At 69.5% G+C, this 23,553-nt stretch carries 22 protein-coding genes; 16 read left to right on the top strand and 6 right to left on the bottom strand.

Features of this window, described 5'->3' with window-relative positions; translation table 11 throughout:
• The first annotated feature begins 7 nt into the window (after positions 1-7).
• Together pth and BXU09_RS06250 are read left to right on the top strand one after the other, a co-directional pair.
• Positions 8-721: an aminoacyl-tRNA hydrolase gene (pth, locus tag BXU09_RS06255; RefSeq protein WP_078301232.1), complete on the top strand. Its 714-nt coding sequence runs from the start codon at positions 8-10 to the stop codon at positions 719-721.
• On the top strand, positions 696-1,784 hold the full coding sequence (locus BXU09_RS06250) for a M42 family metallopeptidase (RefSeq protein WP_240501044.1): 1,089 nt from the start codon (positions 696-698) through the stop codon (positions 1,782-1,784). The genes pth and BXU09_RS06250 overlap by 26 nt, the downstream gene beginning before the upstream one ends.
• A gap of 12 nt (positions 1,785-1,796) precedes the next feature.
• On the opposite strand, the gene BXU09_RS06245 is transcribed toward BXU09_RS06250, so the two are convergent.
• Together BXU09_RS06245 and BXU09_RS06240 are read right to left on the bottom strand one after the other, a co-directional pair.
• On the bottom strand, positions 1,797-4,841 hold the full coding sequence (locus tag BXU09_RS06245) for an AAA family ATPase (protein WP_078301230.1): 3,045 nt from the start codon (positions 4,839-4,841) through the stop codon (positions 1,797-1,799).
• A 150-nt stretch (positions 4,842-4,991) separates the two neighbouring features.
• Complete coding sequence (locus tag BXU09_RS06240; RefSeq protein ID WP_144012004.1) at positions 4,992-6,854, bottom strand: hypothetical protein; 1,863 nt, start codon at positions 6,852-6,854, stop codon at positions 4,992-4,994.
• A gap of 218 nt (positions 6,855-7,072) precedes the next feature.
• On the opposite strand from BXU09_RS06240, the gene BXU09_RS06235 reads away from it, so the two are divergent.
• The 13 genes from BXU09_RS06235 to BXU09_RS06175 all read left to right on the top strand — a co-directional run bounded on the left by BXU09_RS06235 (position 7,073) and on the right by BXU09_RS06175 (position 20,448).
• A complete protein-coding gene (locus BXU09_RS06235; RefSeq protein ID WP_078301227.1) occupies positions 7,073-7,630 on the top strand; it encodes a DUF4126 domain-containing protein in 558 nt (185 codons plus the stop codon).
• Positions 7,631-8,116: 486 nt separating this feature from the next.
• Positions 8,117-8,488 (top strand): P-II family nitrogen regulator, encoded by a 372-nt coding sequence (locus BXU09_RS06230; protein ID WP_078301225.1) that lies wholly within the window; start codon positions 8,117-8,119, stop codon positions 8,486-8,488.
• Positions 8,489-8,556: 68 nt separating this feature from the next.
• Positions 8,557-9,828, top strand: a complete 1,272-nt coding sequence (locus tag BXU09_RS06225) for an ammonium transporter (RefSeq protein ID WP_230286589.1) — start codon at positions 8,557-8,559, stop codon at positions 9,826-9,828.
• Between the two features lie 583 nt (positions 9,829-10,411).
• Positions 10,412-10,729 (top strand): V-type ATPase subunit subunit G family protein, encoded by a 318-nt coding sequence (locus tag BXU09_RS06220; protein ID WP_078301223.1) that lies wholly within the window; start codon positions 10,412-10,414, stop codon positions 10,727-10,729.
• Positions 10,726-12,783: a V-type ATP synthase subunit I gene (locus BXU09_RS06215; protein WP_078301222.1), complete on the top strand. Its 2,058-nt coding sequence runs from the start codon at positions 10,726-10,728 to the stop codon at positions 12,781-12,783. Before BXU09_RS06220 ends, BXU09_RS06215 begins: the two co-directional genes overlap by 4 nt.
• A gap of 18 nt (positions 12,784-12,801) precedes the next feature.
• Positions 12,802-13,113: a V-type ATP synthase subunit K gene (locus BXU09_RS06210; protein WP_078301221.1), complete on the top strand. Its 312-nt coding sequence runs from the start codon at positions 12,802-12,804 to the stop codon at positions 13,111-13,113.
• Between the two features lies 1 nt (position 13,114).
• Positions 13,115-13,684, top strand: coding sequence for a V-type ATP synthase subunit E (locus BXU09_RS06205; RefSeq protein WP_078301219.1), 570 nt, complete (start codon positions 13,115-13,117; stop codon positions 13,682-13,684).
• A gap of 8 nt (positions 13,685-13,692) precedes the next feature.
• Entirely contained in the window at positions 13,693-14,670 is a 978-nt protein-coding gene (locus BXU09_RS06200) for a V-type ATPase subunit (RefSeq protein WP_078301218.1), read from the top strand.
• Entirely contained in the window at positions 14,667-15,011 is a 345-nt protein-coding gene (locus BXU09_RS06195) for a V-type ATP synthase subunit F (protein ID WP_078301217.1), read from the top strand. The genes BXU09_RS06200 and BXU09_RS06195 overlap by 4 nt, the downstream gene beginning before the upstream one ends.
• Positions 15,012-15,129: 118 nt before the next feature.
• A complete protein-coding gene (locus tag BXU09_RS06190; RefSeq protein WP_078301216.1) occupies positions 15,130-16,878 on the top strand; it encodes a V-type ATP synthase subunit A in 1,749 nt (582 codons plus the stop codon).
• The gene (locus tag BXU09_RS06185; RefSeq protein WP_078301214.1) at positions 16,875-18,284 is read left to right on the top strand and encodes a V-type ATP synthase subunit B; all 1,410 of its coding nucleotides are present in this window, start codon (positions 16,875-16,877) and stop codon (positions 18,282-18,284) included. The genes BXU09_RS06190 and BXU09_RS06185 overlap by 4 nt, the downstream gene beginning before the upstream one ends.
• Positions 18,285-18,368: 84 nt before the next feature.
• Positions 18,369-19,043, top strand: a complete 675-nt coding sequence (locus BXU09_RS06180) for a V-type ATP synthase subunit D (RefSeq protein WP_055362149.1) — start codon at positions 18,369-18,371, stop codon at positions 19,041-19,043.
• Between the two features lie 193 nt (positions 19,044-19,236).
• Positions 19,237-20,448 (top strand): CoA transferase, encoded by a 1,212-nt coding sequence (locus BXU09_RS06175; protein WP_240501041.1) that lies wholly within the window; start codon positions 19,237-19,239, stop codon positions 20,446-20,448.
• Here BXU09_RS06175 and BXU09_RS06170 read toward each other — a convergent pair.
• The 4 genes from BXU09_RS06170 to BXU09_RS06155 form a co-directional block, all read right to left on the bottom strand.
• A complete protein-coding gene (locus BXU09_RS06170; protein ID WP_144012003.1) occupies positions 20,414-20,971 on the bottom strand; it encodes a phosphohydrolase in 558 nt (185 codons plus the stop codon). The genes BXU09_RS06175 and BXU09_RS06170 overlap by 35 nt on opposite strands.
• Before the next feature lie 4 nt (positions 20,972-20,975).
• The gene (locus BXU09_RS06165) at positions 20,976-21,884 is read right to left on the bottom strand and encodes an ROK family protein (protein WP_078301212.1); all 909 of its coding nucleotides are present in this window, start codon (positions 21,882-21,884) and stop codon (positions 20,976-20,978) included.
• 188 nt (positions 21,885-22,072) lie between these two features.
• On the bottom strand, positions 22,073-22,399 hold the full coding sequence (locus BXU09_RS06160; protein ID WP_055362148.1) for a hypothetical protein: 327 nt from the start codon (positions 22,397-22,399) through the stop codon (positions 22,073-22,075).
• Positions 22,396-22,869 carry a thioesterase family protein gene (locus tag BXU09_RS06155; RefSeq protein WP_078304798.1) on the bottom strand — a complete coding sequence of 158 codons (474 nt, stop codon included), beginning with the start codon at positions 22,867-22,869 and terminating at the stop codon, positions 22,396-22,398. The genes BXU09_RS06160 and BXU09_RS06155 overlap by 4 nt, the downstream gene beginning before the upstream one ends.
• A 223-nt stretch (positions 22,870-23,092) precedes the next feature.
• On the opposite strand from BXU09_RS06155, the gene BXU09_RS06150 reads away from it, so the two are divergent.
• Entirely contained in the window at positions 23,093-23,494 is a 402-nt protein-coding gene (locus BXU09_RS06150; protein WP_230283709.1) for a cell division protein FtsB, read from the top strand.
• Positions 23,495-23,553: the final 59 nt, after the last annotated feature.

Here is a 23,553-nt window from a genome sequence, read left to right as displayed (position 1 = left end):
GCCGCCTGTGAAACTGGTGGTGGGCCTGGGCAATCCGGGCAGTGGGTACGCGCAGACGCGGCATAACGTGGGCTGGCTGGTCGTCGACGAGGTCGCCCGCCGCGCCGGGGCGACGTGGCGAAAGGAAGGCAAGGACACCGAGGTGGCCGAGGTGCGCCTGGGGCCGGGGGCGGGCGAGAAGGTGCTGCTGGTCAAACCGCTGACGTTCATGAACGCGTCGGGCCGGGCGGTCGCGCCGCTGATGTCGTTCTACAAACTGGAGGGCACGGACCTGCTGGTCGCGCAGGACGACCTGGACAGCCCCTTCGGGTTGCTGAAAGTGCGGATGGGTGGGCGGCACGGCGGGCAGAACGGCGTGCGCGACATCATCCGGCTGCTGGGGCACGAGGCGTTCGCGCGCCTGAAGATCGGCATCTCGCGCCCCCCGGCGGGCTGGGCGGTGCCGGACTGGGTGCTGAGCCGCTGGCGCGACGAGGAGAAGAACGACCTGAGCGAACTGGTGCGGCTGGGCGCGAACGCCGTGGAGGTCTGGGCGGCGTCCGGGCTGGCCGAGGCGCAGGGGCAGTTCAACGGCACGGACCTGCGCCCGCCGCCACCTCCGAAACTGGCACCCCCGAAAGCAGCGTCTGCGTCCGTCCCGTCAGCGGGGACCGCGCCGGTCAGCGCGCCGGGCGGGGCGGGGCATACTGGCGGGCATGTCGAAAACCCGGAAGAAGGATAGGAAGGCCCCCTCCGTCCCCGAACTGCGCCTGGACGTGCTGATGCACCTGTCGGACCTGCCCGGCGTGCCCGGACAGGAGGACGCCGTGCGCGACTTCGTGCTGGCCGAACTGGAAGGACTGGCCGACGAGGTCCGCGTGGACGCCATGGGCAACGTGATCGCCCGCCGCGCCGCCCGCCCCCCGAAAAAGGGCGAGGTGGCCGAGCGCGTGATGATCAGCGCGCACATGGACGAGATCGGCTTCCTGGTGCGCTTCATCGACGACCGGGGCTTCCTGCGGGTGCAGGCGCTGGGCGGTTTCGACACCCGCAACCTGTTCGCGCGGAACGTGACCGTGCACGCGCGCGGCGGGGCGCTGCCCGGCATCCTGACGCCCGGCGGCAAGCCCGTGCACATTGCCAGCGCCGAGGAACGCAAGAAGATCCCGGAGGTCCGGGAGTTCTTCATCGACCTGGGCCTGAGTGCCGACGAGGTCCGAGCGCAGGTGCGTGTCGGGGACATGGTCACGCTGGACCAGTCGGCCCGCCGGGTCGGGCGGCTGGTGTGCGGCAAGGCCATGGACGACCGCGCCAGCGTGTTCCTGCTGCTCGAAACGCTGCGCGCCCTGCGCGGCCAGGACCTGCGACACGAGCTGATCGCGGTGTTCAGCACCCAGGAGGAGGTCGGCCTGCGCGGCGCGATCACTGCCGCGTACGGCGCGCAGCCCACGGTCGGCATCGGTCTGGACGTGACGCTGGCTGTGGACACGCCCGGCGTGGCCCCGGATGAGGCCGTGACCCGCCTCGGGGACGGCATCGGCATCAAGGTCTTCGATTCGAGCATGATCTCGCACCGCGCGCTCGTCGATGCGTTCTGGGATCTGGCGCAGGACCGGGGCATTCCCGCGCAGCTGGAGGTCCTGGCCCTGGGCGGCACGGACGGCGCGGCCATCCAGCGCAGCCGGGGCGGCGTGCCCACCCTGACCCTCAGCCTCCCCACCCGCTATGTCCACACTGTCGTGGAGGCCGTGCACGAGGCCGACCTGCGCGCCGGGGTGGACCTGCTGGTCGCCTACCTGCGCTGAGCCTACGCCCCGTCACGTGTTCCCGGCTGCTGTTCCCCGGTCCTCCTCGGGATCTGTCGTAAAGGTCCGGGGCACGTCAGGGAGCAGCGCGGTCAGCGGCGTCATTCCATACGTCCGGCACAGGGCTTCCTCGTGCCGGGTGTGCTGGGCGGTCAGTGGAGCGTCGCCCTGCGCATGATGCAGGAGTGCCCGGGCGCGGTGGTAGGCTGCGCGGGCCAGGGGAGGCGTATCCGCCTGGAGCGCGCAGCCGTCCAGCAGCGCCCGCGCCTGGGCCGTGTCGCCGTGCGCGGCCAGCAGGCCCGCATGGGTCGCCATGATGTACACCTCCCGGTACGGGTCGCTGACCTCGCGCACGCAGCGCGCCGCCTTATCGGCCTGGTCCAGAGCGCCCTGCCGGTCACCGGCCTGCTCGCGCAGCAGGCTCAGGCGGTGCAGGATGTCTGCCCGGTAGGTCAGGGATCCTAGGTCGTCCGCCAGGGTCAGCGCGTGTTTCAGGTGCATGTCGGCCTCGGCCAGCTGACCGGCTGCGAGCGCCGCGTGTCCCAGGTGCGTGAGCATCAGCGCGTGCATGTGCGGCCCCAGGTCCGTGCGGGCCAGCCCACGCCGTAGGACCTCGCGCGCCCGGTCAGGCTGCCCGCTCAGCAGGAGGCAAAGGCCTATGTCGGCCTCCATGGCGTTCTGGTGCGCTAGGACTGGGTACGTGTCCAGCAGCCCGGTCATGCGTTGCGCGCACGCCTGGAAGTGCCCGGCGAAGAAGTCCCCCAGCGCGTCCAGGGTCATCAGGAGCGGCCAGGGGTGCGGCTCGGCGCGGATCAGGGCGCGCGCCGCGTCGTACTGTCCGCGCCGGAAGCCCACCTCGACCCGCAGTTCGGTCAGGGTGCGGTGCAGCGCAGGGGGCAGTGGGCCGGTTGCCAGGGTCAGAGCGCGGTTCAGGAACTCCTCGGCCTCCTGCCCGCGCCCCTCGTACACAGTCAGTTCCGCCAGGGCCAGCAGCGCCTCCAGTTTCAGCAGGTCGTCCGGGCCGTGCTGCCCCCACTCGATCAGGTCCAGCGCGGCCCGTAGGTGCGCCTCGCTGACGTGCAGGTCCTGCCAGAAAAGCGCCCGGCCCAGCTGTAGGTGCGCCGGGGCTTCCAGCGGGTGCCCGGCGGGCAGTTCACCCAGCAGCGCGCGCCACTCGTGCGCGGCGGCCTCCACCCGGCCGCCGCCCAGCAGGTTCGCGGCGTGCGCGGCCCGCGCGGGCCAGGCGCGCTGGGGCAGCCCCGCCTGCGTCCAGTGGCGTATCAGCGCCGGATCGTGCGGATCTCGGCGGCTGAGATGCTCGGCCAGTTGCCGGTGCAGCAGCTGCCGCCGGGCCACCGGCAGCGCAGCACTCACGGCGCGGCGCAGCAGGTCATGCAGGCGCCCCTCCTGCAGGAACGCGGCGGCGGCGGCGGCGTCCAGCGCGTCCAGCACTGCACCCAGCGGCTGCCCCAGCACCTCGGCCAGGGTGTCCTCAGTGGCGTCCGGTGCTAGGCTCAGCGCGGCCAGCACCTGCTGCGCCGGGCGGCTCAGGCGAGCCAGTCGCCGCTGCACCAGTGCCTGCAGCTGCGGCGCAGGAGGCCAGCTGCCCGCGTCCGGCAGCGGGCCCCTGAGCTGCCAGCCGCCGGGCGCGGCGCGCAGCACGCCCGCCTCGAACAGGGCGCGCAGGTGCTCCAAGGCGTACAGGGGTGTGCCGCCACTGTGCTCGGCCAGCCAGTCACACAACCCACCCAGGTACGGCGTGCCTTCCCCGCCCAGTGCCCCCAGCCACGCCCCCAGCGCCGCTGGGTCCAGCGGTTCCAGGTGCAGGTAGGTGGTGGCCTGCCGCTCCAGGTGCGTCAGGGCGCGGCGTAGCGCGTCGCTCGGCTCGTCACTGCGGAACGCGACCACCAGGCCATCCCCGGGACGATCCGCGGCGTAGGCCAGCCAGTCCAGCGTGGCGTCGTCCGCCCACTGCGCGTCGTCCAGGATCAGGGGCGGGCCGCCGTCCAGCAGCGCTCGCGACAGCGCTTCCAACAGCCGCACCTGTCCCACGCCCGGATCGAACGGTGCGGGCACAACGTCCGGGTACAGGTCCGGCAGCAGCCGCGCCAGATCCTCGCGGTAGGGACCAAGGCTGGGAGGCTCGCGGCGCAGCTGTGGGAGCAGCGGATGGTACGGTACGTGCTGCAGGCCCTCCTGCGCCGACAGGTAGCGTGCGCCGGGCAGGACGTGACGCAGCAGCGTCGTCTTGCCCATCCCGGCCGGACCACTCATCAGGGCCACGCCGGGCAGCGCGGCCGCCAGCTGCGCCGCCTCACAGTCCCGGCCAGCCAGCAAGTCTGCCCGGCGCAGTGTGCCGGGCAGCGCCCGCACCGGTTGCCGGCCCAGCGCGGCCGCCAGGTCCTGCGTGGCAGGCAGTGGTTCAGCCCCGGCGTCGTGCAGGGCGCGGCGCAGCGCGGCGTACAGCTTCAGACCCCGCTCGCGCTCGTGCAGGTCGTGGCACAGTTCTAGGGCGCGCCGCGTGGTGTCCTCGGCCAGGGGGTCCAGGGACAGGACGCGTTCGAGCAGGCGAAGCGCCCCGCGGGTGTCCCCAGATGCGCGGTGCCGCGCAGCGGCGCGGGTCAGGGCGTCCACGCATTCGGCGTGCAGGGCGCGGCCCTCGGCCTCGAAATGCTCGGCCAGTCCGGGCAGCTGGGCCAGGGACAGGCCCTGCAGCAGCGGCGCGTACAGCTGCGCCACCCGCTCGCAGTCCCCGGCCTGCAGCGCGCGGCGCAGTTCTGCGACGTCCGTGTCGACCTGCAGCCGCAGGCGGTGCTTCTGGACTTCCAGCCCGGCGGCCCAGGGCAGCGCGGTGGCGCGCGATAGGCACACGCGCAGGTTGGTGCGCGCCTGCGACTGCGGCAGGCCGGGGAACAGCATCTCGGCCAGCTGGTCGCGGGTGATCCACTCGCTGCGCAGCAGCAGGACGGTCAGCAGCAGCGCAGGCTTGCTGCCGGGCAGGTCCGTCCAAGTATCCCCCACACGGACGTGCGGGTGCCCCAGCAGGCGCGCGAGCATACCTCAGTTGTAACACCTGACCTGCCCCGGTGCTGCTCCACGGGCCCGGCGGATCTATACGGGGCAGCGTCACACCCGGCGATCGGGCCGGGTGTGGTGGGTTGACGCGCGGTGGGGGAGGCCCGCGCATCAGTTTCAGGCGGACGCGGATCAGTTCACGCGGATGGTCCCAACGGGCATGAGATCGAGTACCTTCGGCACCACTGTCACGAACAGTTCGGATCCGGCGGGCATCAGGAGGGGGGCCGGCAGGGTGACGGTGGTTGCGCCGCTGGTCGGGGTTACGCTGTCCAGCACGGTCACGCTACCGGTTGCGGAGCGGCGCAGCAGCTGCACCGCTTTGACGTTGTACCCCAGCGAGAATGGCGAGGTGACGCTGAAGAAGTTCACGCGCGCCGGGTCCAGCTGCACGGTCACGGTGGTGCCCGCGCGGGTGGCGGAACTGATCACGGGGGAACGCACGCCTGGCCCCTCAATGTGAATTTCCGGCAGGCCGCTCACGTTCACGCCGATCAATGTGTTCACGATGTCCCGCACGGCGGCGAAGGCGTCCACGTCGTTGAACGTCCCGATCCGGTAACCGGCGCCATTCCCGGAGTTCACCTGCGTGTCCAGCGACGCGAGGTCCAGCGCCGCGCGGTAGCCGGAGCGGAAGCGCAGTACGTCCAGTTCCGTCACGACCAGCCCGACCGCCAGCGTGGTGTCGAGGAACACCCCGGCTTCCAGGTTGTGGGCTGCGCGGAGCAGGTCGCCACTGCCTCCCAGGGTCACGGTGCCCTGCACAGTTCCGAGGTCCGCGCGTGAGAGGTTGTTGCACCCGCTGTCGGAGTTGCAGTCGAAGCCCATGTGGACGGTGGCGCGCGCCGATCCCACTGCCGAGAGGGTGCGGCGGCCCGAGCCGTAACTGCCGCCCAGGTGCAGGCCGGGCCGCATCTTAGCGACCAGGCCCAGCCCGAAGGTCTCGAAGTGGGCTTCTACAGCCTCACGCATGGTGCAGGTCAGGCTCTTGTCGTTGAAGTTGGCATTCAGGGTGTGCGTGCCGCTCGTGACGCGCAGGCTGGGGTTGGCGGAGTACAGCACGCGCAGGCGTTTGGTGCCCAGCAGCGGCAGATCCAGCCGCAGTGAGAAGGTGGGGTTCCCGGCGTTCAGCGTGAAGGTGGGGCGGCCCAGGGTCACGCTGGCTTCCGGCAGGCTGCCGCTGCAGCGGAAGGGTCCGGCGTTGAAGGCCAGCGCCTGCAGTCCGCTGGGCGCGACGCCCTGCGCGCGGGGGCGGAATTCGAACTGGCCGTCCCCGAGGGGGCGGATGTCGAACGCCGCGCGGGTCTGCGCGGTGAACTCGATGTCCTGCGAGGGCACACGGACCGTTTCATCCACCTGCAACTGCTGGAACAGGGTGGGCAGCGGCACGATCTCCAGCGTGACCTCGGTGCCTTCGGGGACGGCGCGGCTGGACAGCACGCGGCCCTGCACGGGTGAACCGTCGGGCGCGCGGCTGAACCACAGCTTCCCGGCGGTGGGGGCGACGTCTTTCAGAACCACCGTGTAGGTGCTGCCCACACTGAACGGCGTGACGCCCTCCGCGAAGGTCGGGGCTCGCAGCACCTTGCTGGCGGGGATGCTGACCACGCCGCTCTGCAGCACTCCACTGGCGGCGATACCGGGCGCTGAGTGGACCCCTTGCACGCTGGCTGTAACCTGGGCGCTGCCGACCGTGCGGGCGGTGGCCGCGCCACTGGCAGTGACTTCGATCACGGCTGGGTTGCTGGACTCGAATGTAATGGGCACGTTCAGAACCCGGCCCTGGTCATCGTACGCGGTGGCCTGGATCATTTGCCCTTCACGGCCCTGTTCGAGCAGCAGTGAGGCGCTGTTCAGTTCCACCCGCGCGACCTTCGGGGTCGGGGTCGGCGTCGGGTCCGGAGTTGGGCTGGGCGTGGTGGGCCCGGCGCAACCGGTCAGCAGTGCAGCCGTGAGGAGCGTCAGGGTCAGGGGCCGGGTCAGCAGTGCTTTCATGGTGATCTCCCCCAGAGACCGCGCGGCTGGGGTCTGCCCTGTGTGGGGCAGGGCGCGGCTCATCGGTAGGGGCAGTGTGATCTGAGGGGGTATCCGCAGCGTTTCAGTCGGGCCGGAAGGATTGATACGGTCGCCGGAGTGAACTGGCGACCCACTGGTCATGAACACTTCCGAAAGTATTAGCGCGGCAACTGGGGGCGGCGCGTACTGTGGGGCGTATGGAACTGCTCTCCGGTCTGCTGTCCTCGCTGGGCCTGTCGGGCGCGGCGGGCCTGAACGCCTTCGTGCCGCTGCTGCTGGTGGGGGTGCTGTCCCGCTTCGGGGTGCTGGGCCTGAACGAACCTTTCGATCTGCTGGGCAACACCTGGGTGCTGGTGGGCATCGGCGTGCTGGGCCTGCTGGATTTCGTGGGCGACAAGATTCCGGGTGTGGATCACGCGCTGCACCTGCTGGGCGGCGTGGTGAACACGGCAGCGGGCGCGGTGCTGTTCGCGGCGCAGACCGGCGTGGCCGACGTGCCCCCGGTCCTGAGCATGGCGCTGGGCGTGATCGTGGCGGGCGGCGTGCACGCCACGCGCGCGGCGGTCCGGCCGGTGGCGACCGCCACGACCGGCGGGCTGGGCAACCCGGTCGTCAGCGGGGTCGAGGACGGCACGAGCGTGCTGCTCAGCGTGCTGGCGGTGTTCGCGCCGGTCGTGGGTGCCGTGGTGCTGGCCGTGGTGGCGGTGCTGGGCGTGCGGTTCTGGCTGCGGCTGCGGCCCCGCCGACTGGTGTAGCGCCAGATAGAAGGGGAAGGGGTCAGTCGGAATCCGACGTGACTCCTGGCGCGGCAGTCCTTTCCGGGGCTGCCGCGCCGTTGTTTCATGCGAACTCTGGCTGAATGGTGGGCAAAAGCCGGTCCGATCGGACGCGACCCGTAGAGCTGTCCCGCAGGGTGGGAATAGGGCGGGTTCCGGGTTGTCAACGAAACAGACGGAGTCCGTATCAGGTGTGGTCGCCCGTTCTGCTCTGGTGTTCTCTCCGGAGCGGGGGAGGGGAGAGGCGGTGGGGCGTCGGCTCCGGTCGCGGCCTGTTCCGGCGGGCGTGCTGCCTGCGGTCGTTCCGGCCCTGCCACTGGGCACGCATCTGTGCTTTCTGTGCGGCTTGTGATGAATAATCTAGCCAAATAGCAAAGATTTCTTTGACATTCTGCACGGTTTTCCCTAAGCTCGGACCATGCAGGGATGCGACCACTGCAAATTGAGGCGAAAAAAGGAGACGCCATGAAGCTAGTCACGGCTGTCATCAGGCCCGAACGGGTCCAGCAGGTCAAGGAAGCGCTGTTTCAGGCGGGCATCAGCGGCATCACCCTCTCGCGCGTCAGCGGGCACGGCGGCGAGCAGGAAATCGTCGAGCACTACCGCGGCACGCGGGTCATGGTGGAATTCCGGGACAAGGTCGAGGTCCGCATGGCCGTCAGCGAACCCTTCGTGCAGGCCGCCATCGACGCGGTGTGCCGGGGCGCCCGGACCGGCGAGGTCGGCGACGGCAAGATCTTCGTGCAGCCGCTCGAACGTGTGGTGCGCATCCGCACCGGCGAGCAGGACGCCGCCGCGCTGACCCCCGTCACCGAAACCCGCCTCACGCCCGCCTGAGCGGCCCCGATCAAGGAGCGACCATGACCCACCCCACCCCCCTGAAGGCGGCCCTGCCGCTCGCACTGATGCTGGGCGGCGCGGCCCTCGCGCAGGACGCCAAACCCGAACTGAACACCGGCGACACCGCCTGGATGCTCGTGTCCGCCGCGCTGGTCCTGCTGATGACGCCGGGCCTCGCGTTCTTCTACGGCGGCCTGACCCGCAGCCAGAGCGTCCTGAACACCATGATGATGAGCGTCGTGTCCATCGGACTGGTCGGCGTGCTCTGGATGCTAGCCGGCTACACCCTGGCCTTCGGCGCCGGCGGCAACGCCCTGATCGGCGGCCTGGGCAACCTGGGCCTCGAAGGCCTGAGCGGCACCCTGACCGGCACCATCCCCACCTACGTGTTCGCGGCGTTCCAGGCGATGTTCGCCATCATCGCGCTGGCCCTGATCAGCGGCGCGGTCGTGGAACGCATGCGCTTCGGGGCCTTCGTGCTGTTCGGGAGCCTGTGGACCCTGCTGATCTACTCCCCGCTGGCCCACTGGGTCTGGAGCAGCGACGGCTGGCTGTTCAAGGACGGCGCGCTGGACTTCGCGGGCGGCACCGTCATTCACATCAGCGCCGGTATCAGCGCCCTGGTCGCGGCGTTCGTGGTCGGGCCCCGCATCGGGCACCCCCGCGTGGCGCACGTGCCGCACAACGTGCCGCTGGTCCTGCTGGGCGCCGGCCTGCTGTGGTTCGGCTGGATGGGCTTCAACGCCGGCAGCGCCCTGAGCGCCGGTCAGACCGCCGCGCTGGCCTTCATCACCACCCTGATCGCCCCGGCCGCCGCGATGCTGACCTGGCTGGTGTGGGAAAGCGTCCGCAACGGTAAACCCACCGCCGTGGGCGCCGCGACCGGCGTGGTCGTGGGTCTGGTCGCCATCACCCCCGCCTGCGCCTTCGTGAGCCCCTGGGCGGCGCTGCTGATCGGCGTGCTGGGCGCCACCGCCAGCTACTGGGCCGTGCAGCTCAAGCACCGCCTGCGCGCCGACGATTCCCTCGACGTGTTCGCCTGCCACGGCGTGGCCGGCATCGTGGGCGCCCTGCTGACCGGCGCGCTCGCCTGGACGACCGGCGCCGGCAAGCCCCTGGGCGAGCAGATGATCGTGCAGATCGTGAGCGTCGTGGCGAGCCTCGCCTTCGCCGGGGTGGGCAGCTTCGTCCTGCTGAAACTGGTGTCGCTGGTCACGCCGCTGCGCGTCCCGGCCAACCAGGAAGTCACGGGGATGGACATCGCCGCGCACAGCGAGCAGGGCTACAGCGAGAACGAGACTGGCCTGGGCGCTCCGGTGTTCGTCGGCGGCGACTGATACGGACTCCGATTGAATGGGCTGCAAAGCCCGTTCAATCCGAGCGAAGCGAGTGGGAGCAAAACGGGTTCCGGACGTGGAGCTGGCAATCCGGTGAAGTCCCGGATTGTCGGCGAAACAAACGGAATCCGTATGAGTCACGGGTGCATCTGTCCCAGTCGCACCTGTCCCGGTCGCACCTGATTCGCCCCGCTGCACCCTCCCCGCACGGCTCCACGCGCCCCACCTGACGACCCTCTGTCCCTCCACGCGGCCCTGAGCGGCCTGACTGACAATCCGCGACCCTCCACGTCTGCCTGCCTCCGACCGCATCCCCGGAAGGCAGGCCTCTGTCTGGCCTTCCGGCGGGGGGGCGTCACCCGGCCGGGGACGGCGTGCTGACCGGCTGTCCGCAGGGGCGACAGGGACGCTTGCCCTCCCGGACACCCGAAGAGGCTGTGTTAGGATTGATTACGAGTCTGACGCAACTATCACAAAGGGTCGGGCCACCGCAAAACTCACCGCACCCCCGCCACACCTCATGACGTTCATGGGGCGTCTTGACCGGGGTGCTTGAGTCACGAAGGGAAAGGAGGAGTGAGTTTTGGACGTCTCAAGTCGAGTCTTAAGTGAACTGGCCAGCCGTGAAGCGGCGCTGGACGCGCAGATCGAGGCTGCCCGCGCACAGGCGCAGGCGACCGTGGAAGCAGCCGAGGCGGAAGCTGCCGGCATCCTCCGCGAAGCTGAAGCCCGCGCGAAAGCCCTGCAGACCGAGCACGAGCAGACGCTCGCCGCCGAGGTGCAGCAGATTCGCGCGCAGGCCAGCGCCAGCGCCCAGCAGCAGGCACAGGCCACCCGCGCCCGCGCCGAAGCCAAACTGGGCCAGGCCGTGGACACCATCATGAGGGCGGTGCTTCCGTGATCAACCCCATGCAGCAGGTCGTGATCGCCACGCGCAAACGCGACAGCGACGCCGTCATTGCGGCCCTGCAGAACGCCGGGGTGCTGCACCTCAAGCCCATCACGGGCGGTCCACTGAACACCGGGACCCTGGCCGGACCAGACGCCCAGAGCCGCCGCGAGGACGAGCGCCTGCTCGCCCGCGTGGAAAGCACACTCGCGGAACTGGGCAGCTACCGCCCGGCCCCCGCCCCGCTGCCCGCCGAGACCACCTGGGCCGACACCATCGAGCAGGCCGCGCTTCCCGTGGCCACGCTCGCCCGTCAGCGTCAGGAACTCCAGGCTGATCTGGACGCCGAAGCCACCTACGGTGACGCCGTGCGCGCCCTGTCGCGACTGGCCGGCGGTTTGGACCGCAGCCGCCGCGTGGCGACCGTGCCCTTCCTGCTTCAGCCGACCGACAACGTCGCCGAACTGGAAGCCGCGCTGAACGAGACGCTGCGTGACCGCCACGCCCTGGCGACCGAAACGGTCGGGCAGAACCGCGTGGGCCTGATCGCCACCCTGACCGGTGACCGTGACGCCGCGCGCGCCGCCCTGGGCCGCGTCCGCCTCGGCGAACTGCGTCTCCCTGGCCGCTTCGACAGCCTCAGCCTCAGCGAATCGGCCGCGCAGATGGAACAGATCGCCCGCAGCGGGGAAACCCGCCAGCGCGAACTGAACGCTGAACGTGACCGCCTCGCGCAGGCACACGCTCCTGTCCTGTACGCCATCCGCGACGCCCTCAAGGACCGCGTGGCCGTGCATGACGTCCGCGCCGTGGCCGCACGCGGCAAGTACAGCCTCGCGCTGCAGGGCTACGTCCCCGAAGACCGCGCCGCCGCCCTCAACGCGGCCCTCGCGCCTTTCGGTGACGCGGTCAGCTACGAACTGCACCCGGCCGACGACCACCACGACAGCCTCGTGCCGGTCGAACTGAAGAACAACGGCTACGTGCGCCCCTTCCAGGTCGTCATGGGGCTGATGACGCCGCCCAAGTACGGCACCTTCGACCCCACCTGGGTCGTGGCGCTGTTCTTCCCGCTGTTCTTCGGGATCATCATGGCCGACATCGGCTACGGTCTCATGTTCCTGGCGTTCGGCATGTGGCTGCTCGGCAAGGCCCGGCGTAACGAGGGCTGGAACCTCAGCTTCTTCGGTGCGTTCGTGCCGCCCGCCACCCTCAAGGACCTGGGCTTCGTGACAAACGTCATGGCCGCCTGGACCATCGTCTGGGGCTTCCTGACCGGCGAGTTCTTCGGCACCCTGCTCGAGCACATGCACTTCTTCTACATCAATCCGGAGCTGCTCAACAGCCTTTGGAGCTGGACCGGCGTGACCTACCCCATCGAGGAAGGCGTCAAGCACTACGGCGTGATCCCGATCGTGTTCCCCCGCCTGGAAACCGGCTACTTCAGCAACGTCGCGCTGGTGTTCGCGCTGTGCTTCGGCATCCTGCAGGTCCTGTGGGCCTGGGCGATCCGCATCCAGCAGGGCATCAAGCACAAGGACAGCACGCACACCTGGGAAGGCATCGCGCTGTTCGGCGGCGTGCTGGCCCTGATCATGCTGGCCTTCGCCACCAAGGCCGGGAAGGACTTCAGCGCCTTCACCGACTTCAGCGATCCGCGCATCCTGATCATGTACGCCGGTTTCGTCGCGTTCATCGTCGGCTGGCTGCGCGTCATCAAGCACTACCCGCTGCTGCCGGTCGAACTGCTCTCGCAGGGCGGCGCGGTCGTCAGTTACGCCCGTATCTTCGCGGTCGGTCTGGTGTCCGCCATCCTGGCGAAACTCTGCACCGACCTCGGCTGGAGCCTCGGTGAGACCCTGGGCTTCATCGGTGTCCTGATCGGCATCGTTCTGGGCCTGGTCCTGCACTTCTTCGTGCTGGCCCTGACCCTGATCGGGCACATCCTGCAACCCCTGCGTCTTCACATGGTCGAGTTCCTCAACCCGACCGGCTTCAACGCCGATTCCAGCCCCCGTTACAACCCCCTTCGTCGCCTCAGCCCCACCCAGGGGCAGGTTAAATAACCTTCAGGAGTGTTCACCATGACCAAGTACAACAAGATCGTCGTCGCTTCCCTCGTCCTCGCCCTCGCCACCAGCGGTCTCGCCCAGGAAGGCGCTGAAGCCGCCGGCAGCAACGCCGACAACATGTACCAGGGCCTGCGCGCCATCGGCGCCGGCCTGGCCCTCGGCCTCGGCGCCATCGGCACCGGCATCGCCCAGGCCCGCATCGGCTCCAGCCTCGTCGGCGCCGTCGCCGAGGACCCCAGCAAGGCCGGCAGCCTGCTGCTGTACTTCCTGCTGCCCGAAACCCTGGTCATCTTCGGCTTCCTTGCGCTGTTCATCCTGAACTGATATGGCGCTCGACAAGCTCCTCGAAAACGAAGCCCAGGCCGAAATCGAGCGCATCCGCGCCGACGCGCAGGCCCGCGCCGAGCAGATCGTCGCCGGCGCCCGCGAGCGCGCCCGGACGCTCGTCGAGAGCCGCACCCGCCAGCTGGACAACCAGCGGCAGGCGGAACTCGTCCGCGCCCGCAGCGCCGCCGACCTGGACAGCAACGCCCAGCGCCTGACCTCCTCGGACACCCTGCAGACCCAGGCCTTCAAGGTCTCCGAGCAGTACCTGCACGCCAGCGTCACCTCGCCCGAATACCCCGTGATCCTGGCGAAGCTGATCAGCGAGGGCCTGCAGGTCCTGCCGAACGCCGAGGCGGTCGAGGCTGCCCTGAGCGAACACGACGCCGTCCGTCAGGCGCTGGCCCAGCTGGGCCGCACCCTGGACGTCCGCGTGAACGAACAGGTCAAGACTGGCGTCCGCCTGGTCGGGCCTGGCGGGAAGTCCAGCATCCAGAACACCCTCACCGGCCGACTGGACCGCGTGCGCGGTGAACTCGCGCCGCAGATCAGCCGACTGCTGGCCGAGTAAGGACCGACATGCCCGACGACTACGCTTACATCAACACGCGCGTCCGCATCATGCGGACCAAACTGCTCGACGGACGCTCGCTTGACTCGGCGCTCGCGGCGGGCAGCTACCAGGAGTTCCTGCGGGTCCTGAGCGAAACCGACCTCGCCGCGAACCTGCGCGACACCACCAACGAGACCGCCGGTCTGCCCGAACTGGACCGCGCGCTCAGCCGTAACCTGTTCGACACGACCCAGAAGGTTCTGGGCTTCGCGGACGGCGACGCCAAACGCGAAATTCAGGCCCTGCTGATGAAGTGGGACCTCGTGAACCTCAAGACCGTGGCGCGCGGCGTGGCCGGCGGCCGGGGCGCAGACGCCATCCTGGCGAGCCTGATCCCCGGCGGCACCATCAAGGCCAGTGCGCTGCAGACCGCCGCCCAGAGCAGCGACCTGCCCAGCGCCGCCGCCGCCATCGCTGTCAGTGGGCATCCGCTGTCCGCTGCCATGCGCGCCGGTGCGCAGGCCTACGCCAGTAGCAACCGCCTGCTGGACCTCGAAGTGGCGCTGGACCAGGGGTACTACCGTCACGCCCTGAGCGTGGCGCGCAACACCAGCCTGCGCCGCTACCTGAGCCGCGAGATCGACGTCACCAACGCCCTGATCGCCCGCGCCGGCGCCGGACAACCCCTCGACCCGAACCTGTTCGTGGCCGGCGGGAAACTCGACGCCGCCGGGTACGCCCGCCTCGCCGGTGGGGACGCGGGCGGCCTGAACGACGTCTCGGCCATCTTGGAGGCAGCCAGCCTCGAGGACGCCGAGGTCGCCGCCCGCACCGCCCTGGACACTGCCGCGCGCAACGTCGCCGCCGGTGACCCCGAAGGCGTGGGCATCATCCTCGACTTCCTGCGCCGCAAGGAAATCGAGATCGCCAAACTGCGCCTGATCGGCCGTGGCAAGTTCTACGACCTCCCCACCGACCAGATCCGCCGCGAGGTCCAGGCATGACCAAAGGCAGCTCCACCCAGCGCGTCGCCGTTCTCAGTGACGCCGAGACCGCCACCGGCTACCGCCTCGCGGGCGCCGAAGTGATCGAGGCGACCCCCGAGACGGCCGTGGCAGAACTGGAACGCGTGATCATCAGCGGCACCTACGGCCTGATCGCCGTGGACACCGGCCTGATCCCCGACCCGGCCACCGCCACCGCCCGCGTCATGCGCGGCCGCGACCTGCCGATCCTGCTGCCCATCCCCAGCCTGCGCGACGCGTTCAACCCGGACACCGTCGACGCCAAGGCCTACATGGGCAAACTGGTGCGCGACACCATCGGCTTCGACATCAAACTGTGAGGGGGTTGATGGCAGATGGTCGATGGATAATGGTAAAAACCAGTTCTAACCGAAGTGTTTCTATCTCTTTCCATCAACTTTCTACCATCAACCGGCCCCCTCTTCCAAGGAGTACCAAATGACGCAGAACAAGACTGGCGTCGTGCAGAGCATCGCTGGACCGGCCGTCATCGCTGACGGCATGTACGGCGCGAAAATGTACGACATCGTGCGCGTGGGCAACGAACGCCTCGTGGGCGAGATCATCCGCCTCGACGGCAACACCGCCTTCGTGCAGGTGTACGAGGACACCAGCGGCCTGACCGTCGGTGAGCCCGTCGCCACCACCGGCCTCCCCCTGAGCGTCGAGCTCGGGCCGGGCATGCTGAACGGCATCTACGACGGCATTCAGCGCCCCCTGGACAAGATCCGCGAGGCTTCGGGCGACTTCATCGCGCGCGGCATCGAGGTCTCTTCCCTGGACCGCACCAAGAAGTGGAGCTTCACGCCCACCGCGCAGGTCGGCGACACCGTCGGCGGCAGCGCCATCCTGGGTACCGTGCCGGAGTTCAGCTTCACGCACAAGGTCCTGACGCCCCCCGACAAGAGCGGCAAGCTCGCCTGGATCGCGCCCGCCGGTGAGTACACCATCGACGACACTGTCGCGAAACTCGAGGACGGCACCGAACTGCGCATGGCCCACTACTGGCCCGTGCGTGCGCCCCGTCCCGTCGCCAAGAAACTCGACCCCAGCCTGCCGTTCCTCACCGGGATGCGCATCCTGGACGTCCTGTTCCCCCTGGTGATGGGTGGCGCGGCCGCGATCCCCGGTCCCTTCGGTTCCGGCAAGACCGTGACCCAGCAGAGCGTGGCGAAGTACGGCAACGCCGACATCGTCGTGTACGTCGGTTGCGGCGAGCGCGGCAACGAAATGACGGACGTGCTGGTCGAGTTCCCGGAACTGGAAGACCCCAAGACCGGCGGGCCCCTGATGCACCGCACCATCCTGATCGCCAACACCAGCAACATGCCCGTAGCCGCCCGTGAAGCGAGCGTCTACACGGGCATCACGCTGGCCGAGTACTTCCGCGACCAGGGCTACTCCGTGTCCCTGATGGCCGACTCCACCAGCCGCTGGGCCGAGGCGCTGCGCGAGATCTCCAGCCGTCTGGAAGAAATGCCCGCCGAAGAAGGCTACCCGCCCTACCTGGGCGCCAAGCTCGCCGCGTTCTACGAGCGTGCCGGGGCCGTCAAGACCCTCGCGGGCGACGACGGCGCGGTCAGCGTGATCGGCGCGGTCAGCCCCGCCGGCGGTGACATGTCCGAGCCCGTCACGCAGGCCACCCTGCGTATCACGGGTGCGTTCTGGCGTCTGGACGCCGGCCTCGCCCGCCGCCGTCACTTCCCCGCCATCAACTGGAACGGCTCGTACAGCCTGTTCACGCCCATCCTGGACTCCTGGTACCGCGCCAACGTCGGCGAGGACTTCCCGGAACTGCGCCAGCGCATCGGCAACCTGCTGCAGCAGGAAGCGGCGCTGCAGGAAGTCGTGCAGCTCGTCGGTCCCGACGCCCTGCAGGACAACGAGCGTCTGATCATCGAGGCGGGCCGCATGCTGCGCCAGGACTTCCTGCAGCAGAACGGCTTCGACCCCGTCGACGCCAGCGCCAGCATGCCCAAGAACTACGGCCTGATGCAGATGTTCCTGAAGTTCTACGACCAGGCCGAAGTGGCCCTCAAGGACGGCGCGACCATCGACGAGATCGTCCAGAGCCCCGTCATCGAGAAACTCGCCCGCGCCCGCTACACCGCCGAAGGTGACTTCGCCGCGTACCGCGACGACGTGCTCAGCGAGCTCGACACCACCTTCAAGGGAGTGAAAGCGTGACCCTTCTCCAGAAGGAATACAACGACGTCGCGTACATCTCCGGGCCGCTGCTGTTCGTGAACGCAGCCTCGGACCTCGCGTACGGCGCCATCGTGAACATCAAGGACGCCACCGGCAAACTGCGCGGCGGTCAGGTCATCTCCGTGACCGACCAGAACGCCGTGATCCAGGTGTTCGAAGAAACCCGCGGTCTGGACCTCGCGACCGCCAGCGTGAGCCTCGTCGAAGACGTGGCCCGCCTGGGCGTCAGCAAGGAAATGATCGGCCGCCGCTTCGACGGCCTGGGCCGCCCCATCGACGGACTGCCCGAAGTGATCGCCGAGAAGCGCCTGAGCATCAACGGTCAGGCCATGAACCCCGCCGCGCGTGCCAAGCCCGAGGAGTTCATCCAGACCGGCATCAGCACCATCGACGTGAACACCAGCCTGATCCGTGGTCAGAAACTCCCGATCTTCTCGGGCTCGGGTCTGCCGCACAACGAACTGGCTGCCCAGATCGCCCGTCAGGCCAAGGTGCCCGGCCACGAGGGTGACTTCGCCGTCGTGTTCGCCGCGATGGGCCTGACCCAGCGCGAAGTGTCGTTCTTCACGCAGGAATTCGAACGGACCGGCGCCCTGGCCCGCTCCGTGCTGTTCCTGAACAAGGCCGACGATCCCGCCGTGGAGCGTCTGCTGACCCCCCGCATGGCCCTGACCACCGCCGAGTACCTGGCCTTCGAGCACGGCTACCACGTGCTGGTGATCCTGACCGACCTGACGAACTACTGCGAGGCCCTCCGTGAAATCGGCGGCGCCCGCGAGGAGATCCCCGGTCGCCGTGGCTTCCCCGGTTACATGTACACCGACCTCGCGAGCCTGTACGAACGCGCCGGCGTGGTGCAGGGCAAGCCCGGCTCGGTCACGCAGATCCCGATCCTGTCCATGCCCGACGACGACATCACGCACCCCATCCCCGACCTGACCGGCTACATCACCGAAGGTCAGATCGTGGTGGACCGCGCGCTGAACGCCAAGGGCGTGTTCCCCCCGATCAACCCCCTGCCTTCGCTGTCCCGCCTTCAGGGCAACGGCATCGGCAAGGGCAAGACCCGCGCCGACCACAAGAACGTCTCGGACCAGCTGTTCGCCGCGTACGCCAACGGCCTGGACCTGCGTAAACTGGTCGCCATCACCGGTGAAGACGCCCTGAGCGAGACCGACAAGCTGTTCCTGCGCTTCGCGGACGACTTCGAGAACTACTTCATCGGCCAGGGCAACCAGGACCGCAGCATCGACGACAGCCTGACCGTCGCCTGGGGCATCCTGAGCAAACTGCCCCAGAGCCAGCTGACCCGCCTCGGCAAGGACTCCATCGACAAGTACTACGGCACCAAGATGGACGAGATGTGGAAAGGCAACCGCATGTGACCCCCTGACGGAAGGCGGCCCGGCCCCCGTGGCCCGGAACTCCCGCCTTCCGTCATTACCGACCGACCAGGGAGGTGAATACTTATGGCAGAACAGATCAGCCCCACCCGCAGCGCCATGCTGGCCAGCAAGGCCAGCCTGAAAACCGCGCAGAGCGGCGCGGACCTCCTGAAACGCAAGCGTGACGCCCTGATCGGCGAGTTCTTCGCGCTCGTCAAGGACGCCCTCGCCGCGCGCGAGGAACTCGCCGGCGTCAGCAAGGGCGCGTACACCAGCCTGTTCGGCGCGAAAGCCTGGGACAGCCCCGAAGCCGTCGAGAGCCTCAGCCTCGCCGGAACCGGCGACTACGCCGTCGACATGCAGATCGTGAGCATCTACGGCGTGAAGGTCCCCAAGATCGAGATCCCGGAGCGCACGAACACCGCCACGTTCAGCCCCATCAACGTCGGTGCGCGCACCATCCAGGCCGCCACCGACTTCGGCGGCGTGCTGGAAGCCATCGTCAAGGTCGCCGCGACCGAGACGAAACTGCGGCGCATCGGCGAGGAAATCAAGAAGACCAGCCGCCGCGTGAACGCCCTGGAACAGATCCGCATTCCGGGCATTCAGGACGATATCCGCTTCATTCGCGGCGTGCTCGACCAGCGCGAACGCGAGGCCAGCTTCACCCTGAAGAAGATCAAGGCGAAACTGGAAGCCGAAGCCGCCAAGGACAAGGCCAACGCGCAGGCCGGAAACCACGGCAGCGCCGCAGACTGAACCTTTCACGGCACACACGAACCGCCCCCCACCCGGAGGGCGGTTTTTTGTGCGCTGCGTGGGTGGGCGCGCTATGCTGCGCGGCAACCACAACCCTGTTCCCGCCATGCTGCTGTCCCCTGGCTGCGCTCGTCTGATCCTGCTGAGGTACTCCTATGTTGACGCTCCTGCCCTGTCCCGCCGGTCTGTGCCCGTGACCCCTTCCACCCTGCCCCTGAGCGGCGTGCGCGTCGCGGATTTCACGCGGGTGCTGACGGGGCCGTTCTCGACCATGCTGCTGGGCGACCTGGGCGCGGACGTGATCAAGGTCGAGCCGCCGGGTGGGGACGATACGCGCGCCTGGGGGCCGCCCTTCCAGACAGGGGAGGGTGGCCGGGAGAGCAGTTACTTCCTGAGCGTGAACCGCAACAAGCGCAGCCTGACCCTGGACCTGAAAACCCCGGACGGTCTGGAGGCCGCGCGCCGCCTGATTGCCGGGAGTGATGTGCTGATCGAGAACTTCCGGCCCGGCACGCTGGACCGCCTGGGCCTGGGCTGGGAGGCCCTGAGCGCCGCCCATCCGCGCCTGATCTACGCGAGCATCACGGGTTTCGGGCTGGACGGCCCGTACCGTGACCGGGCTGGGTACGACGTCGTGGCGCAGGGCATGGGCGGCATGATGAGCTACAACGGCGAGGCGGGCGGGCCGCCCCTGCGGGTGGGCGTGGCCGTGGCCGACGTGTTCGCGGGGTCTCTGGTCACGCAGGCGATCCTGGCGGCGCTGTACGCCCGCGAACGCACCGGGCGCGGCGAGCGGGTGGACGTGAACCTGCTCGAAAGCGTGGTGGCGCTGGGCAGCTCACAGGTGGGCCGGTTCCTGGCGACGGGGGAGGTTCCGGGCCGCACCGGGAACGACCACCGGTCCATCGTGCCGTACGGAACGTTCCCCTGCGCGGACGGCTTCGTGAACATCGCCGTGGGGAACGACGCGCTGTGGCGGCGCTTCTGCGCGGCGCTGGACCTGACGGACCTGGGCACTGACACCCGCCTCGTCACGAACGAGGGGCGCGTGACGCACCGCGCGGACCTGGACGCCCGGATGCTGCCGGGACTGGCCCGCCACTCGCGACAGGAGGTCATGGACCGCCTGGAACGTGCGGGCGTGCCGTGCGGCCCCGTGAACGACCTGGCCGAGGTGTTCGCAGACCCGCACGTGCAGGCGCGCGGCGTGGCCGTGACCGTCCCGCACCCCACGCTGGGCGAGACGACGGTGACCAGCCCTCCCTGGCGTTTTGGTGGCGAGGCCCTGCCGGTGCGCCGCGCGCCGCCCACGCCCGGCCAGCACACTGCCGAGGTGCTGGCTGAACTGGGCCTACCGGAACCGGTGGGCTCTACGCCAGCCGCTCCAGAGCCCGCCTCAGATTGAGGCGCGCCGGGGTGTCCAGCGCCGCGAATTCCAGCGTGAGGTACAGCCGCTCGCGGGTCAGGAAGCCCCACAGCACTGCCGAGCGGCCCGCCCGGTAGGCGTCCTCCGGGACGTGCGCGTACTCGGCGCGGATGGCGCGGTCGTAGGCGTCGAAGGCGTCGGGGTCGGCGCCCAGGATGCCCAGGTCGGCGTCTACGAACAGGGCCTCGGCCCGCGTGGTCGGGGGCGCGGCGTGGCGCGTGGCGAGAATCAGGTCCCGCACCTGCGGCTGCACGGCCACGCCGGCGCCCTGTGCGGCCAGCCACGCGCCGAACACGTCCGCGCTGCGTTCCTCGTTGTCGGCGGCGCGCGGGTCGTAGATCAGGTCGTGCCCCCACGCGGCCAGTTCCAGTTCCGGCGTGAGCACGCCGCGCCCGCCCAGCGCCCGGATCAGGGACTGGACGTGCGCGGCGGTGTGGTAGGCCCGCTCCGGTGCGTCGTAGAACGGCCGCGCGAAGAGCTCGGCGGCCGCCACGAGCGTCACGGGTTCAGCCGTGGCGGGCAGCCAGGGCCGCGCCGATCACGCCGGCGTTCGTGCCCAGCTGCGCGCGGCGGATCGTGACGGACGCGAAGCCCTGCGCGTACTCGTCGGCAGCGGCCTGCACGCCATGGAAGAAGAAGTCCCCGACGCTGGCGACCCCGCCGCCCAGCACGAACACCTCCGGGTCGATGGTCTTCTGCAGGTCGGCCAGGGCAATGCCGATGTGCCGCATGGCCTGCGCGACCACGCGCCGCGCGGCCGGGTGGCCCTGCTGCGCCAGCTGGAAGGCCTCGGCGGTGCTCACGTCGCGGTTCAGGGCGAAACTGGCGTCGCGGGCGATGGCGGTGCCGCTCGCCACGGCTTCCAGCGCGCCGTCCAGGCCCGCGCCGCTGACCGGACCGCCGGGCAGGGCCGTGATGTGCCCGATCTCGCCGGCGATGCCGTGCCGCCCACGCCAGATGCGGCCGTTCAGGACGATGCCCGCGCCGATGCCGGTGCTGACCGTCACGTAGATGCTGCTCTCGGTGCCGCGCGCCGCGCCCAGGTGCGCCTCGGCCAGTGCGGCGGCCTTGGCGTCGTTCTCCAGGACCACGCGCTGCGCGAGGCGGTCACGCAGACCGTCCACGAGGGGCACGTCGGTGAAGCCGTAGATGTTCGGCGCGAACTTCACGCGGGTCCGGTCGGCGTTCAGCGGTCCCGGAATGCCCACCCCGATCAGGCGGGCGTCCGGGTGGCGGTCCTGCAGGCGGCGGACCTCGCCGGCAATGGCGTCCAGCACGGTTTCCCAGCCGGTTTCCGGAGTGGGGATCACGTGCGCGTCGAGCAGTTCGTCGCCGCGCAGGACGCCGCTGGCGATCTTGGTGCCGCCCACGTCGACGCCGATGCTGATGGGTTCAGGGTTGGAGGGGTTACTCATGCTTGCTCCTGGGGGCTGCGGTGAAATCTCGGCAGGACTGACCCCGCCGCTGGGAACGCTTCCATGGGAGGTTCCCGGTGAAGTCCGGAGTCGACCTGCCGGAACGGGGAAACGGGAACGGTCAGTGCTGCGCCCCCAACTGTACCGCGCCGTCCGGGACCGGAATTAAGGTCCTGACCCGACGGAATTCACGTGTCCGCGCGGCCCGTGTCCGGCATGCCGGCAGCCGGGGCGTCGGCGGCCTCCTGCTCCTCGGGTTCGAAGCCCAGCAGTTCCAGCGCCTCGGCCAGCTGCACCTCGGGCACGTACAGGCCCACGTCGCCCTGGTACCCGCCCGTCTCGATCTCGATCACGGGGCTGCCCATCGACCACTGGAACGGCGTGCGCACCACGCTGACCACCCCGCCCTCCATCAGGTTGCGCCGCCAGCCCTCCGCCATGATGCGCGGCAGCGTATCGATCCGCACCCACACGTCCCCCTGGTACAGCGCCCGGTCCTCGTACGTGGCGCTCACAGCGTGGCCGCCCGCACCAGCACCGGCGCGATCCGCTCGGCCATCCCGGCCGGAATGACCGCCGGGACGCCCTGATCGTCCACGCGCACCTGCACGGACCGCGCGAACGCGCACGGCACCCCGTCCGCCAGGATGCGGGCCACGCCCGTCCAGCTCGTGCGGCCCAGGCGCTCGATCAGCGTCTCGATCACGACCTCCTGCCCCAGCCGGATATCCCGCACGTAATCGAGTTCCAGCCGCGCCAGCACCGACCGGTCGTCGGCGTCACGCAGGTCCAGCGCCCGGGACAGGTCCATGCGCGCCACCTCCAGAAACTCGGCGTACCGGGCGTTGTTCACGTGCCCCATGGCGTCCAGGTCACCGTACCGCAACTGGATCACCGTGCGGTGCGCGTCGCCCCAGTTCAGCGCCGGAATGCGCCCGCTGCCCGACGCGGCCGCGCCGCTTCCCACCTCAGATGCCACTGTCATGCCCGCAGTGTAGAGCAGTTGCCCGCCGCGCGGCCCCAGCATCAGGGTGCCCCGACAGCCCGCATTCCCCGTGCTGACCGCCAAAATCCGTGCATTCCCGTGGGTCTGGACAGGGCCGTCCGGCCCGCGCCCGTGTGGCCGGACGGCCTCTGTCCGGCAGGGCCGCGCCCGGCCTCTCATCTGCCCCACCCACGGAACGCAGCGGAACGCTATGCTGACCCGCGTGACCGACGTGCCGCCCCCTCCAGTCCCGCCGACACGGGACACGTGGTGGCAGCGAACCGAACGGTATTTTCAGCGCCTGCAACGCCTGCCGCTGACCATGATGGCCGCCAGCCTGCTGGCCGGGCTGGGCATCGTGCAACTGACCTTCCAGCTGGGCAACTCGGTGTACCGCACCCTGACCTGGAGTGCCGAGACCCGCCAGACCCAGGCCCGCGTGCAGACGCTGGAACGCGACGTGCAGATCCTTCAGGACGCCGTCAGGGCCAGCCAGGACCCCGAGTACCTGCGCGCCCTGGCCCGCTGCCGGGGCTTCGTGGGCAAGAACGAACGCGTCGTAGTGGCCAGCGACGCCCCGGACACCCCCCCCGGCGAGAACTGCAAGGCCCTGCGCGTTCCGTAAGGGCGGTGATGGTTGAAAGTTGATGGTCAAAAGTTGATGGTTGATGGAAGGGAACCCCC

Origin of the sequence: Deinococcus sp. LM3 (assembly GCF_002017875.1) — a bacterium.
In the GTDB taxonomy this organism is placed as follows: domain Bacteria; phylum Deinococcota; class Deinococci; order Deinococcales; family Deinococcaceae; genus Deinococcus.
Note: the sequence above shows the minus strand (reverse complement) of the source record. Positions and strands in the feature narration are given on the sequence as shown.